The sequence below is a fragment of the Kocuria sp. LUK genome, from assembly GCF_021012935.1.
Taxonomy (GTDB): domain Bacteria; phylum Actinomycetota; class Actinomycetes; order Actinomycetales; family Micrococcaceae; genus Kocuria; species Kocuria flava.
In genome coordinates this window covers 19,933-32,570 of record NZ_JAJMZI010000001.1, presented here as the reverse complement: position 1 = coordinate 32,570, position 12,638 = coordinate 19,933, and the positions used below count along the sequence as shown (strand labels likewise).

Annotated in this window: 10 protein-coding genes and 2 tRNA genes; 3 read left to right on the top strand and 9 right to left on the bottom strand. The window is 73.5% G+C overall.

The window, feature by feature from the left end; genetic code table 11:
* Positions 1-160: 160 nt before the first annotated feature.
* Positions 161-934 carry an SDR family oxidoreductase gene (locus LQU92_RS00170; protein ID WP_101852173.1) on the bottom strand — a complete coding sequence of 258 codons (774 nt, stop codon included), beginning with the start codon at positions 932-934 and terminating at the stop codon, positions 161-163.
* A 153-nt stretch (positions 935-1,087) separates the two neighbouring features.
* Here LQU92_RS00170 and valS point away from each other — a divergent pair, with 153 nt between their 5' ends.
* Complete coding sequence (gene valS, locus LQU92_RS00165) at positions 1,088-3,724, top strand: valine--tRNA ligase (RefSeq protein WP_230659599.1); 2,637 nt, start codon at positions 1,088-1,090, stop codon at positions 3,722-3,724.
* Between the two features lie 101 nt (positions 3,725-3,825).
* Here the strand turns inward: valS and LQU92_RS00160 are convergent, their stop codons facing one another.
* The 6 genes from LQU92_RS00160 to LQU92_RS00135 form a co-directional block, all read right to left on the bottom strand.
* Positions 3,826-4,431 (bottom strand): DsbA family protein, encoded by a 606-nt coding sequence (locus LQU92_RS00160; RefSeq protein WP_230659596.1) that lies wholly within the window; start codon positions 4,429-4,431, stop codon positions 3,826-3,828.
* 65 nt (positions 4,432-4,496) lie between these two features.
* On the bottom strand, positions 4,497-5,792 hold the full coding sequence (gene clpX / locus LQU92_RS00155) for an ATP-dependent Clp protease ATP-binding subunit ClpX (protein ID WP_101852170.1): 1,296 nt from the start codon (positions 5,790-5,792) through the stop codon (positions 4,497-4,499).
* A gap of 135 nt (positions 5,793-5,927) precedes the next feature.
* Positions 5,928-6,605 (bottom strand): ATP-dependent Clp protease proteolytic subunit, encoded by a 678-nt coding sequence (locus LQU92_RS00150; protein WP_058859046.1) that lies wholly within the window; start codon positions 6,603-6,605, stop codon positions 5,928-5,930.
* Positions 6,606-6,660: 55 nt separating this feature from the next.
* Positions 6,661-7,338, bottom strand: a complete 678-nt coding sequence (locus LQU92_RS00145) for an ATP-dependent Clp protease proteolytic subunit (RefSeq protein WP_083529431.1) — start codon at positions 7,336-7,338, stop codon at positions 6,661-6,663.
* Between the two features lie 210 nt (positions 7,339-7,548).
* Complete coding sequence (tig, locus tag LQU92_RS00140) at positions 7,549-8,985, bottom strand: trigger factor (protein WP_230659593.1); 1,437 nt, start codon at positions 8,983-8,985, stop codon at positions 7,549-7,551.
* Between the two features lie 104 nt (positions 8,986-9,089).
* Positions 9,090-9,162, bottom strand: a tRNA-Pro gene (locus LQU92_RS00135).
* 206 nt (positions 9,163-9,368) lie between these two features.
* Between LQU92_RS00135 and LQU92_RS00130 the strand changes: the two genes are divergently transcribed.
* Positions 9,369-9,439: transfer RNA gene (locus tag LQU92_RS00130), tRNA-Gly, on the top strand.
* A gap of 858 nt (positions 9,440-10,297) precedes the next feature.
* Complete coding sequence (locus tag LQU92_RS00125) at positions 10,298-10,969, top strand: SAM-dependent methyltransferase (RefSeq protein ID WP_230659590.1); 672 nt, start codon at positions 10,298-10,300, stop codon at positions 10,967-10,969.
* 240 nt (positions 10,970-11,209) lie between these two features.
* Here the strand turns inward: LQU92_RS00125 and LQU92_RS00120 are convergent, their stop codons facing one another.
* Positions 11,210-12,100, bottom strand: a complete 891-nt coding sequence (locus LQU92_RS00120; RefSeq protein WP_230659587.1) for an Fpg/Nei family DNA glycosylase — start codon at positions 12,098-12,100, stop codon at positions 11,210-11,212.
* Positions 12,101-12,619 carry a ribose-5-phosphate isomerase gene (locus LQU92_RS00115; RefSeq protein WP_230659585.1) on the bottom strand — a complete coding sequence of 173 codons (519 nt, stop codon included), beginning with the start codon at positions 12,617-12,619 and terminating at the stop codon, positions 12,101-12,103. It abuts the gene before it with no gap.
* Positions 12,620-12,638 lie beyond the last annotated feature (19 nt).

Genomic DNA, 12,638 nt, shown 5'->3' with positions numbered 1-12,638 from the left:
GGCCGACCCGTCCGGTTCTACTGGGGACGCTGGCGTCCTGTTCTTCCGGAAGGCTCCCCGGTGATGGCCGGATCGACGCCTGAACTGCTCCCAGCTTAACCCACCGGCGGGCCGGGGCGGGCGGGGGCCCTCCCCCGCCCGCCGACTTCGGTCCGGGCGGTCAGGAGGTGCGGATCAGCTTGTGGGGGGCCGCCTGCGCGACCGGCTTGATCGTCACGGTGTCGAGGTCCACGTGGTGGGGCAGGTTCACGGCGAAGGCGCACACCCGGGCGACGTCCTCGGCGGTGAGCGGCTTCTCGACCCCGGCGTAGACCTTCGCCGCGGCCTCCTCGTCCCCGCCCAGGCGGCGGAGGGAGAACTCGGGGGTGTGCACGAGCCCGGGGGCGATCTCGACGACGCGCACGTTGTGCTCGGCCTCCTCCAGGCGCAGGGCCTCGGTCATGGCGCGCTCGGCGTACTTCGCGGCGTTGTACCCGCCCCCGCCCTCGTAGGCGCGGTGGGCGGCCAGGGAGGTGAGGTTCAGGACCGTGCCCTCCCCGTTCTCGCGCAGGGCCGGCAGGAAGGCCCGGGTCATCCGCATCGTGCCGAGCACGTTGACGTCGTACATCCACTGCCAGTCCTCGGTGCGCGCCTCGGCCACGGTGTCCGTGCCGCGGGCGCCCCCGGAGATGTTCAGCAGGGCGTCGACCCGGCCCTGCTCCTCGAGCACCTGGTCGCGCAGCGCGGCGACCTCGTCCTCGGAGCGGACGTCGCACGGTGCGGCGATCGCCCCGGTCTCCCGGGCCAGGGCCTCGAGCCGCTCGGCGCGGCGGGCGACCGCGTAGACGGTCCAGCCGTCGCGGCGCAGCGCACGCGCCGTGGCCTCGCCGATGCCCGTGGACGCGCCGGTGACGACCGCGACCCTTCCGGTGTGGGTGGTGTGCATCTCGCTCATGGGCCCCACGCTAGCGGGCGGGCCGCTGCGGGCCCAGGACCGCCCGCGCGCCGGGCGCCGTCGTCGCCGCGCTCGGGGCCGCGGGCCCGTCCGGTGCGCCGCCGTGCCGCGGTCCCGGCCGCGCGGCCGGGGGCTCGTGAGAGACTGGTCCGCATGGCTGACAACACGCAGGGCACAGACACGCCCGGGACCACGACCGTGACCGTCCCCGACAAGCCCGCCCTGGAGGGCCTCGAGGAGAAGTTCTCGGCCCGCTGGCGGGAGGAGGGCACGTTCCGCTTCGACCGCGACACCGAGCGCGCCCAGGTCTACTCGATCGACACCCCGCCCCCGACCGCGTCGGGCTCGCTGCACGTCGGGCACATGTTCTCCTACACCCAGACCGACGTCGTCGCCCGCTACCGGCGGATGACCGGCAAGAACGTCTTCTACCCCATGGGCTGGGACGACAACGGCCTGCCGACCGAGCGGCGGGTGCAGAACTACTTCGGCGTGCGCTGCGACCCCACGCTGGCCTACGACCCGGACTACCGGCCCCCGGCGAAGCCCGCGAGGAACGAGCGGGACTTCGAGCAGGTCTCCCGGCGCAACTTCATCGAGCTGTGCGAGCGCCTCGCCGTCGACGACGAGAAGGTCTTCGAGGACCTCTTCACCCGCCTGGGCCTGTCCGTGGACTGGGACCTGACCTACCGCACCATCGACGACCACTCCCGGCGGATCGCGCAGAAGGCGTTCCTGGACGACCTCGCCGCGGGCAACGCCTACCTCGCCGACGCCCCCACCCTGTGGGACGTCACCTTCCGCACCGCCGTGGCCCAGGCCGAGCTCGAGGACCGGGAGCGCCCCGGGGCCTACCACCGCGTGGCCTTCGCCCGCCCGGACGGGCAGCCGGTGCACATCGAGACCACCCGCCCCGAGCTGCTGCCCGCCTGCGTGGCCCTCGTGGCCCACCCCGACGACGAGCGCTACCAGGGCCTGTTCGGGACCACGGTGACCTCCCCGCTGTTCGGCGTCGAGGTCCCGGTCGTGGCCCACCGCCTGGCCAAGCCGGACAAGGGCTCGGGCATCGCCATGATCTGCACCTTCGGCGACCTCACCGACGTCGTCTGGTGGCGCGAGCTCGACCTGCCGACCCGCCCCGTGGTCGGGCGCGACGGCCGCATCCTCGCCGAGACCCCCGAGTGGATCCGCGGCGAGGGGCCCGCCGCCGCCTACGCCGAGCTCGCCGGCAAGACCGTGTTCTCCGCCAAGGAGCGGACCGTGGAGCTGCTGCGCGAGGCCGGCGCCCTCGAGGGCGAGCCGAAGCAGATCGTGCACCCGGTGAACTTCTACGAGAAGGGCGACAAGCCCCTCGAGGTCGTCACCTCCCGGCAGTGGTACATCCGCAACGGCGGGCGCGACGCCGCCCGCCGCGAGCGCCTGCTCGCCCGCGGCGCCGAGCTGACGTGGCACCCGGCGTTCATGAAGGCCCGCTACGACGACTGGGTCGAGGGCCTCAACGGCGACTGGCTGATCTCCCGGCAGCGCTTCTTCGGCGTGCCGATCCCGGTCTGGTACCCGCTGGACGCCCAGGGCGAGCCCGTCTACGACGAGCCGATCCTGCCCCCGGCCGACCGGCTGCCCGTGGACCCGGCCGCCGAGCCGGCCCCGGGCCGCGACGAGTCCGAGCGCGGCCGCCCCGGCGGCTTCACCGGCGACCCGGACGTGCTCGACACCTGGGCCACGTCCTCCCTCAGCCCCCAGATCGTCACCGGCTGGGCCACCGACCCGGATCTGCACGCCAAGACCTACCCCATGGACCTGCGCCCGCAGGCCCACGAGATCATCCGCACCTGGCTGTTCTCCTCCGTGGTGCGCGCCGACTCCCTCACGGACTCGCTGCCGTGGAGCGACGCGACGATCTCGGGCTGGGTCCTGGACCCGGACCGGAAGAAGATGTCCAAGTCCAAGGGCAACGTGGTCGTGCCCACCGACACCCTGGAGAAGTTCGGCTCCGACGCCGTGCGCTACTGGGCGGCCTCCGCCCGGCTCGGGGCGGACACCGCCTTCGACGAGGGGCAGATCAAGATCGGGCGCCGGCTGGCGATCAAGCTGCTCAACGCCTCGAAGTTCGTCCTCGCCCAGGGCGTCACGGAGGCCTCCGTGCTCGGTGCCGGGGCCGACGCCGGCACGGTCGCCGACCCCCTCGACCGGTCGCTGCTCGCGCGGCTGGCCACGGTCGTGGAGCGGGCCACCGAGGCGTTCGAGAACTACGAGTACGCCCGCGCCCTGCAGCTGACGGAGTCGTTCTTCTGGACCTTCACCGACGACTACGTCGAGCTGGTCAAGGACCGGGCCTACGGCGCCCGCGGGGAGACCGCCCAGGCCTCCGTGCACGCGGCCCTGGCGACGACGCTGGACGCGCTGCTGCGGCTGTTCGCCCCCGTGCTGCCCTTCGCCACGGACGAGGTGTGGTCCTGGTGGCGCGCCGGCTCCGTGCACCGGGCCCCGTGGCCGGAGGCCGCCGCGCTCGCCCCCCTCGCCGACGGGGCGGACCCCGAGCTGCTGACCACCGTGGGCGAGGCCCTCTCGGGGCTGCGCAAGGCCAAGTCCGAGGCGAAGGTCAAGCAGCGCACCGCCGTGCGCACCGCGGTGATCACCGGCTCCGCCGAGGAGGTCGCCCGGCTCGAGGCGGGCCTGGGCGACCTGCGCGCCGCCGGCAACGCCGCCGAGCTGCGGCTGGAGGCCGGCGACGCCGGGGTGGGCGTGCGCGACGTCGAGCTCGCCCCCGCGGAGGAGCCCGTCCGCTGACGGGCGCGCCGTCCCGGGACGCCCCGGGCACGACCGGGGCCCGGCCGCTCGCAGGAGCGGCCGGGCCCTCGTCGTACCGGCGGACGGGCGCCCGGGGCGCCTCAGTCGAAGATCGGGTCGGCCGTGCGGGAGCGCTTGAGCTCGAAGAACCCGGGGTAGCTCGCCAGGGCCACGGCGCCGTCGAACACGCGCCCGGCCTCCTCGCCCTTCGGCGCCGGGGAGAGCACGGGCCCGAAGAAGGCGGTCCCGTTGACGGCGATCACCGGGGTCCCGACGTCGTCGCCCACGCGGTCCTGGGCCTCGCGCTGGGCGGCGCGCACGAGATCGTCCCAGCGCTCGTCCTCGGCGGCCTCCGCGAGCTCGGCGGGCAGCCCCACCTCGGCCAGGGACTCGGTGATCACCACCGCGAAGTCCTTCTGCCCGCCCGGGTGGATGCGCGTGCCCATGGCGTCGTAGAGCGCCTTGACGCACGCCGGGCCGTGCTCCTCGCGGGCGGCGACCAGCACGCGCACCGGGCCCCACGCCGAGCGCAGGAAGCGCTTGTAGCCCTCCGGCAGCTCGTCGCGGCCCTCGTTGAGCGCGGCCAGGGACATGACCCGCCACTCCACCTCGACGTCGCGGACCGTCTCCACCTCGAGCATCCAGCGCGAGGTCATCCACGCCCAGGGGCACGCGGGGTCGAACCAGAACTCCACCTTCTCAGCCATCCGGCATCCTCTCGTCGATCGGTCCCCGCCGGGGCGGCGGGGCCTCCGAGGAGTACAGCCGGGGCTCAGGCGGTTTTGTTCCGCTGCTGCTCCTCGCGGATCATCTCGTGGGTGATGATCTCCGGCTCGGCCTCCTTGGCGACCGCCTCGGCGGTGACGAGCACGGCGGCGATGTCGTCGCGGCTGGGCAGCTCGAACATCACCGGCTGCAGGACGTCCTCGAGGATGGCGCGCAGCCCCCGGGCGCCGGTCCCGCGCCGGATCGCCAGCTCGGCGACGGCGGTGAGGGCCTCCGGGTCGAAGGTCAGCTCGACCCCGTCGAGCTGGAACATCTTCTTGTACTGCTTCACCAGGGCGTTGCGCGGGGTGGTGAGGATGCGGGTGAGGTCGTCGACCGTGAGCTCCCGCAGCGTGGTGACCACGGGCAGACGGCCGATGAACTCCGGGATGAGACCGAACTTCAGCAGGTCCTCGGGCATGACGTCGGCCATCACGTCGTCGCGGGGGGCGGCCTCCTTGAGGGCGGCGCCGAAGCCGATCGAGGTCCGCCCCGCCCGGGAGTCCACGATGTCCTCGAGCCCGGCGAACGCGCCGGCCACGATGAACAGCACGTTCGTGGTGTCGATCTGGATGAACTCCTGCTGGGGGTGCTTGCGCCCGCCCTGCGGCGGCACGGACGCGACCGTGCCCTCGAGGATCTTCAGCAGCGCCTGCTGCACGCCCTCGCCGGAGACGTCCCGGGTGATGGAGGGGTTCTCGGACTTGCGGGAGATCTTGTCGATCTCGTCGATGTAGATGATGCCCGTCTCGGCGCGCTTGACGTCGTAGTCGGCGGCCTGGATGAGCTTGAGCAGGATGTTCTCGACGTCCTCGCCCACGTAGCCGGCCTCGGTCAGGGAGGTGGCGTCGGCCACGGCGAAGGGGACGTCGAGGCGGCGGGCCAGCGACTGCGCGAGGTACGTCTTGCCGGAGCCGGTGGGGCCCACGAGGAGGATGTTGGACTTGGAGATCTCCACGTCCTCGTCCCCGGCGGCGGTGGCCAGGGACAGCGGCTTGCCGCCCTCGCCGGCGCGCACGCGCTTGTAGTGGTTGTACACCGCCACCGACAGGGCCCGCTTGGCGCGGTCCTGGCCGATCACGTACTGCTGGAGGTGCTGGTAGATCTCGTGGGGGGTGGGCAGCTCCTGCTGCTCGAGGTCCTTGACCTCGCTCAGCTCCTCCTCGATGATCTCGTTGCACAGCTCGATGCACTCGTCGCAGATGTAGACCCGCGGGCCCGCGATGAGCTTGCGCACCTGCTTCTGGCTCTTGCCGCAGAAGGAGCACTTGAGCAGGTCCGCGGTCTCGCCGATGCGCGCCATGAATGAAGTCCTCTGGTCAGGGTACGGAGGTCCTCGACCCAGGATAGGCGAGGACCGGGGAGGCGCCCAACACCGCGACGCCCCGGGGCGCGGCGACCGCTCGGGTCGCCGCGCCCCGGGGCCGGGACCGTCCGGTCAGCGGGTGACGGTCGCGGGCTTGTTCGCCTTGCGCGACTCGAGGACGTGGTCCACGATGCCGTACTCCTTGGCGGCCGCGGCGGTGAGGATCTTGTCGCGCTCGATGTCGCGGTTGACCTCCTCGGCGGTCTTGCCGGAGTGCAGCGCCAGGGTCTCCTCGAGCCACTCGCGCATGCGCATGATCTCGTTGGCCTGGATCTCGATGTCCGAGGCCTGCCCGCCGCCCTGGCCGGACATCGCCGGCTGGTGGATGAGCACGCGGGCGTTGGGCAGCGCCAGGCGCTTGCCCGGGGTGCCGCCGGCCAGCAGCACGGCCGCCGCGGAGGCGGCCTGGCCCAGGCACACCGTCTGGATCTCGGGACGGATGTACTGCATGGTGTCGTAGATCGCGGTCATCGCCGTGAACGACCCGCCCGGGGAGTTGATGTACATCGTGATGTCCCGGTCGGCGTCCTGCGCCTCGAGCACCAGCAGCTGGGCCATGACGTCGTCGGCCGAGGCGTCGTCGACCTGGACGCCCAGGAAGATGATGCGGTCCTCGAACAGCTTGGTGTAGGGGTTCTGCCGGCGGTAGCCGTACGGGGTGCGCTCCTCGAAGTCGGGCAGCACGTAGCGGCTGGTCGGCAGGGCGGCGGCGGAGCCGGCCGTGGACGTCGGTCCGTGGGTGGTGATCATCGTCCTCTTCCTCGAAGGTCTCTGGTGTGCTGCCGGGCGTGCGGGAGGCCCGGCGCTACTGCTGGTCGTCCTGGCGGTCCTGGTCCTTCATCGTGCCGCCGCCGCCGGCCATGGCCCCGGCCGAGCTGGCGATGTGGTCGAAGAAGCCGTACTCGAGGCCGCGCTGGGCGTCGAACCAGTTGTCCCGGTCGTTGTCGCGCAGGATGGTCTCCAGGCTCTGGCCCGTCTGCTCGGCGGTCAGCTCGGCCAGGCGGTGCTTCATCGACAGGATCAGCTCCGCCTGGACCTTGATGTCGGAGGCGGTCCCGCCCATGCCGCCGGAGGGCTGGTGCATGAGGATCCGGGCGTTGGGCGTCGCGTAGCGCTTGCCCTTGGTGCCGGAGGACAGCAGGAACTGGCCCATGGACGCGGCCAGGCCGGTGGCGACCGTGACCACGTCGTTGGGGATCAGCTGCATGGTGTCGTAGATGGCCATGCCCGCGGTGACGGAGCCGCCCGGGGAGTTGATGTAGAGGAAGATGTCCGCCTGCGGGTCCTCCGCCGAGAGCAGGAGCATCTGCGAGCAGATGAGGTTGGCGTTGTCGTCGCGCACCTCCGAGCCCAGCCAGATGATCCGCTCCTTCAGGAGCCGGTTGTAGACGAAGTCGTCCTGGGCGCCCACCACGGTGGTGCCCTGCATGCGCGGCGCGGAGGAGCGGGGGGAGCCGGAGAACGGCTCGTGAGCGGAGGTCATGGGACGGTACCTCTTTCCTGCGTGGGGTCCGGTGGAATCTCTGAGACAGCACACTAGTGCCCGCCCCGTCCCGGCCCCCGCCCGCGGCGGGGTTGTTCGCTGATGGCGCATGGTCCCCGGCCCCACGGGACGGACGAGGGCGCCGCCGTCCCCTGCTCGGGAACGACGGCGCCCTCGTCGCGTGCCGCCCGGCGCGGGCGGCTCAGCGGGTCACTTCGCGGAGTCGGCGCTGTCCGCGGACTCGGCGGAGTCGGCCGACTCGGGCGAGTCGGCGGACTCCGGGGACCCGGCGGAGCCGTCCTCGGTGCCCGGGGTCGGGGCGGCGGTGGTCTCCTCGGGGGCCGGCTCACCGGCCTTCTCGCCCTGGGGGCTGACGAAGGAGGACAGGTCCACGGCGTTGCCCTCGCTGTCGGTGACGGTCGCGTACTCCAGCACCTTGGCCAGGGCCTTGCGGCGGCGCACCTCGCCGACCATCATCCCGGCCTGGCCGGAGGAGTCCAGCAGCTGCGCGAACTGGTTGGGGTCCATGCCGTACTGCTGGGACATGCTGATGATGTAGTCGATCAGCTCGGACTGCTCGACGCCGATCTCCTCGGCCTCCGCCACCGCGTCCAGCACGATCTCGTTGCGGAACGCGGACTCGGCGTTGCGGCGGACCTCGTCGCGGTGCTCCGCGGTGTCGTGGTCGGCCTCGGCCTGCGGGTTGTCGAAGTGCTGGGAGATCTGCTCCTCGATCACGGACTCCGGCACGGGGACCTCGACCATCTCGATCAGCTTCTCGAGGACCTTGTCGCGGGCCTCGACGCCCTGGTCGACCACGGAGGACTCGGCGGCCTGCTTCTTCAGGTCGGCCTTGAGCTCCTCGATGGTGTCGAACTCGGAGGCGAGCTGGGCGAACTCGTCGTCGGCCTCGGGCAGCTCGCGCTCCTTGACGGCGGTGACCTCGACCTTGACGGTCGCCTTCTCGCCGCTGTGCTCGCCGCCGGCGAGCGTCGTCTCGAAGGTCGCGTCCTCACCGGCGGACAGGCCGGTGATGGCCTCGTCCATGCCGTCGAGCATGGTGCCGGCGCCCACCTGGTAGGACAGGTCGTTGGCGGCGTCGACCTCCTCGCCGTCGATGAGGGCCTGCAGGTTCAGGGTCACGAAGTCGCCCTCGGCGGCCGGGCGGTCCACGGTCTTGAGGGTGCCGAAGCGGGCGCGCAGCTCGTCCAGGGCCTTCTGCTCGTCCTCGGCGGAGGCCTCGCGGGCCTCGACCTCCACGGCCAGGCCCTTGTAGTCGGGCAGCTCGATCTCGGGGCGCACGGTGACGTCGATCTCGACCTTGGCGTCGGCCTCGCGGGCGCTCTCCTCCGGCTTGGCCAGGACCTCGACCTTCGGCTGGGTCAGCGGGGTGATCTCGTTCTCGGCGAGCGCCTGCTGGAAGAAGGTGTTGAGGCCCTCGTTGAGCGCGTTCTCGACGACGAAGTCGTAGCCGACGCGCTGGTCGATCAGGCGCGCGGGCACCTTGCCGCGGCGGAAGCCCGGGACCTGGATCTGCTCGGCGAGCGACTTGTAGGTCTGGTCGATGAACGGCTTGAGTTCCGCGAACGGGACGTCGACCACGATCTTGACCTGGGTCGGGTTGAGTTTCTCGACGGCGCTCTTCACTCGCTGTGCTCCTGGTGGTAGTCGGTTGGATGTGCTCTGGACCGCGCGGCGGTCCGGACAGTCAGAAAGCAGCTGCCCAGCTGGGCCGGGCAACCGCTCCAACGTCGGGGCGACAGGACTCGAACCTGCGATCTCCTGCTCCCAAAGCAGGCGCGCTAGCCACTACGCTACGCCCCGGTTCCTGCAGCCTGCGCTGCGACCGCGTGGCCCGGCGCTCGGCACGGACCACGGGGAGTCTACCGGTAGCCCGGACCGGGCCGCGACCTGACCCGCCCGCCGTCGCCCGTTCCCGCCGGGCCGCGAGCGCGCACGCGAGGTCCGCCGGGACGGACGGGAATTTGACACCGTGCCCGCCGCGCCGGTTAATGAAGAGGCACCAGCACGGGGATGTAGCTCAATGGTAGAGCCTCAGTCTTCCAAACTGATTACGCGGGTTCGATTCCCGTCATCCCCTCCCCCGCCCGGTCCGCCGGGCCCCGAGCGCCCCGGTCCCGCTGGACCGGGGCGCTCGTCCCGTTGCGGCCCCGTCGGCCCCGCTCCCGCACCGGCCTCCGCCCCGGTCCCGCAGGACCGGGGCGCTCACCCCGTTGCGGCCCCGTCGTCCCCGCTCCCCGGTCGGCCCCGACCCCGGTTGTTCACACCCGACGCCCCGGTCCCGGTCCCGGCCCCCGGGTGCACGGCGGTCCTGTCTCCCGGCGATCCGCTGCGCCCGGGCCGCGCCCCCTCTCTCCCCCCCCTGTCCCGCCACCACTGATGCCGAGTCCCCTCCGGTCCGGCATTTCCCCCGTCGCCCGACGGGGGAAATGCCGGACCGGAGGGGACTCGGCGGCTGGAAGGGGAAATCGACGTGAGGATCTGCGCCGGGCAGGGGGACTCGACGGCAGCCCGGGAACAGCTCTGGGGACTCGGCCGTCGACAGGAGGATTCGGCGCCTGCACCCGCGATGGTCGTGGGGACCCGGCGGTCGACGTGGGAACCCGGCGGCGACCCCTGCGGCAGGCACGGGGACTCGGCTGCCCGGATGGGGGCTCGGCGGCAGCCCCCTGCAGCGGGCTTGGGGGCTCGGCTGTTCACGTGGGGACTCGGCGACCGCACGCGCGATGGTCGTGGGGACTCGGCGACCGCACGCGCGATGGTCGTGGGAACTCGGCGGTCAGGTGCCGCCGACGGGCGCAGGGCCCGGCGGAACGCGGTGCCGCGGCGGAGCTGCCGCGGCGGAGCTGCCGCGGCGGGGCACGGCGGCCCGGGGCGGCGGCCCCGGAACAGCGCGGTGCCCGGGACACCGGGGACCGCCCGGGCGTATCCTGCCGCCATGTCCAGCTGCTGCGGGCCCGCCGGCTACGAGCGCGTCTTCGGCCCCCGGTTCGCCCACCACCTGGCGCGCCGCTACCGCCGCCGCGGCCTCGACCGCACGGCCCGCAGGGTCGCCGGGCTGCTCACCGCGCAGGGGATCACCGGCGCCACCGTCCTCGAGATCGGCGGCGGCGTCGGCGACCTGCAGCTCGAGCTGCTGCGCCGTGGTGCGGAGCGCACCACGAACCTCGAGCTGGTGGACTCCTACGAGGCCGACGCCGCCGCTCTGGCCGCCGCGGCAGGACTCGGCGACCGGGTCGTGCGCCGCCGCACGGACCTCGCCGTGGACCCGGGGGCCGTCGGCGTCCACGACGTCGTGGTGCTGAACCGGGTGGTGTGCTGCTACCCCGACCACGAGCGGCTCCTGACCGCGGCGGCCGGCCGGACCGGGCGCTTGCTGGTCTTCAGCCACCCGCCCGGCGGGGCGCTGGGGCGGGCGGCGGCCGGGGCGCTCAACCTGGTCTACCGCGCGGCGGGCTCGCCGTTCCGCAACTACGCCCACTCCCCCGCGGCGATGCTCGCCGTGCTCGACCGGTGCGGTCTGGCACCCGTGGCCGCGCTCCGCGCCCCGGTCTGGCGCGTGGTGCTCCTGGTCCGCACCGGAGCCGGGCAGGAACACGCCGGCGCCTGAGTCCCTCAGCGGGCAGGAACACGCCGGCCACCCCGCCGGCAGGAGCACGCCGGGGCGTGCGCCCCGCCCCGGTCCGGACGGCGCCGTCGGATCAGCGGCGCAGCGGCACGGGCGGGTGAGGGCGGACGGCCTGCGGCGCCGCGGCACGGGCGGGTGAGGGCGGACGGGCTGCGGCGCCACGGCACGGGTGGGTTCGGGGTGGACCGCCGACGGGACGCACCGCCGGGAGGGCGGGGGCGCTCAGCGCTGGCAGGAGGGGCACCAGTAGAGCGTGCGCGCCTCGAGCGGGGCCGCCGCCACCGGTGTCCCGCAGCGCCGGCACGGCAGCCCGGTGCGCCCGTAGACGTAGTGGGCGTGGTCGGGCCAGGCCCGCTTCTCGGAGATCCCCGGACGGTCGGCGGGGTCGGTGGTCACGATCCGGCCCAGCCGCACGCCGGTGCGCATCAGCGCGACGTTCTCCGCCCACAGCCCCTCCGCCGTCGCGCGGTCGAGCGAGCGGCCCGGGGCGGCCGGGTCCGTGCCGCGGCGGAAGAGCGACTCGGCGCGGAAGATGTTGCCGATCCCGGCGACCACCGCCTGGTCCATCAGCAGCGCCCCGACCGGCCGGCGGCTGCGGGCGAGCGCCGCCAGGAACGGCTCCGGGTCCGCCGCCGGGTCCAGCGGGTCGGGGCCCAGCCGGGCCCGGGCCGCGTCGGCCTCGGCACGGGTCTCGAGCACGCACAGGGAGGGCCCGCGCAGGTCGGCCCACCCCTCCTCGCCGACCAGCCGCACCCGCACCGCGCCGACCGGCGGGGGCACCGAGAGCGGGCCGTCGGCGGCAGCGGCGTCGTCGTCGTCCTCCCGCTCCCCGATCCGGCGCGGGGCCCCGATGGAGGAGGCCCCGCGGAAGCGCTCCGTGCCGCCGAAGCTCCACGCCCCGTACAGGCCCAGGTGCGAGCGCAGCACCCGGTCCCCGGCGAAGTCGAGGAACAGCTGCTTGCCGTGGGCCCGGGCGCCCTCGAGCACGGCACCGTCCAGGGCCGCCGCCCCGTCCGCGAAGCGGCCCTGGGGGGAGCTGACGGCCAGGGCCTGGCCGGCGAAGCAGTCGGCGAACTGGCGGGCGAGGCGATGGACCGAGTGGCCCTCGGGCACTCAGGCGCCCCGGGCGGGGAACGTGCGCGGGGCGAGGTCCTCGAGCCGGCCCGCGACCGTGCCGGTCGTCTCGTACTCGGCGATCTGCCCGATCCGGCGCACGTGGCGCTCGTCGCCCGAGAAGGGCTCGTCGAGGAACGCGGTGACGATGGCCAGCGCCTCCTCCTGCGAGTGCTGGCGCCCGCCGACGGCCACGACCTGGGCGTCGTTGTGCTGGCGGGCCAGGCGGGCGGTGTCCAGGTTCCAGGCCAGGGCGGCGCGGATGCCCGCCACCTTGTTCGCGGCGATCTGCTCGCCGTTGCCCGACCCGCCCAGCACGATGCCGAGGGAGTCCAGGCCCTGCTCACGGTCGGCCCGCACCGCGAGCGCGGCGGCGATGCAGAACGCCGGGTAGTCGTCGAGGGCGTCGTACTCGGCCGGGCCGTGGTCGACGAGCTCGTGGCCGGCGGCGGTGAGCTGCTCGACGAGGTAGCGGGAGAGGTCGAGGCCGGCGTGGTCGGTGGCGATGTGGACGCGCATGGGCGGGTGCTCCTGGGCT

Bases quoted from the DNA above. Each gene is read 5' to 3' on its own strand.
- valS (WP_230659599.1), top strand. From the start codon at position 1,088: ATGGCTGACAACACGCAGGGCACAGACACGCCCGGGACCACGACCGTG.
- LQU92_RS00160 (WP_230659596.1), bottom strand. From the start codon at position 4,431: ATGGCTGAGAAGGTGGAGTTCTGGTTCGACCCCGCGTGCCCCTGGGCG.
- LQU92_RS00150 (WP_058859046.1), bottom strand. From the start codon at position 6,605: ATGATCACCACCCACGGACCGACGTCCACGGCCGGCTCCGCCGCCGCC.
- LQU92_RS00170 (WP_101852173.1), bottom strand. From the start codon at position 934: ATGAGCGAGATGCACACCACCCACACCGGAAGGGTCGCGGTCGTCACC.
- LQU92_RS00125 (WP_230659590.1), top strand. From the start codon at position 10,298: ATGTCCAGCTGCTGCGGGCCCGCCGGCTACGAGCGCGTCTTCGGCCCC.
- LQU92_RS00115 (WP_230659585.1), bottom strand. From the start codon at position 12,619: ATGCGCGTCCACATCGCCACCGACCACGCCGGCCTCGACCTCTCCCGC.
- clpX (WP_101852170.1), bottom strand. From the start codon at position 5,792: ATGGCGCGCATCGGCGAGACCGCGGACCTGCTCAAGTGCTCCTTCTGC.
- LQU92_RS00145 (WP_083529431.1), bottom strand. From the start codon at position 7,338: ATGACCTCCGCTCACGAGCCGTTCTCCGGCTCCCCCCGCTCCTCCGCG.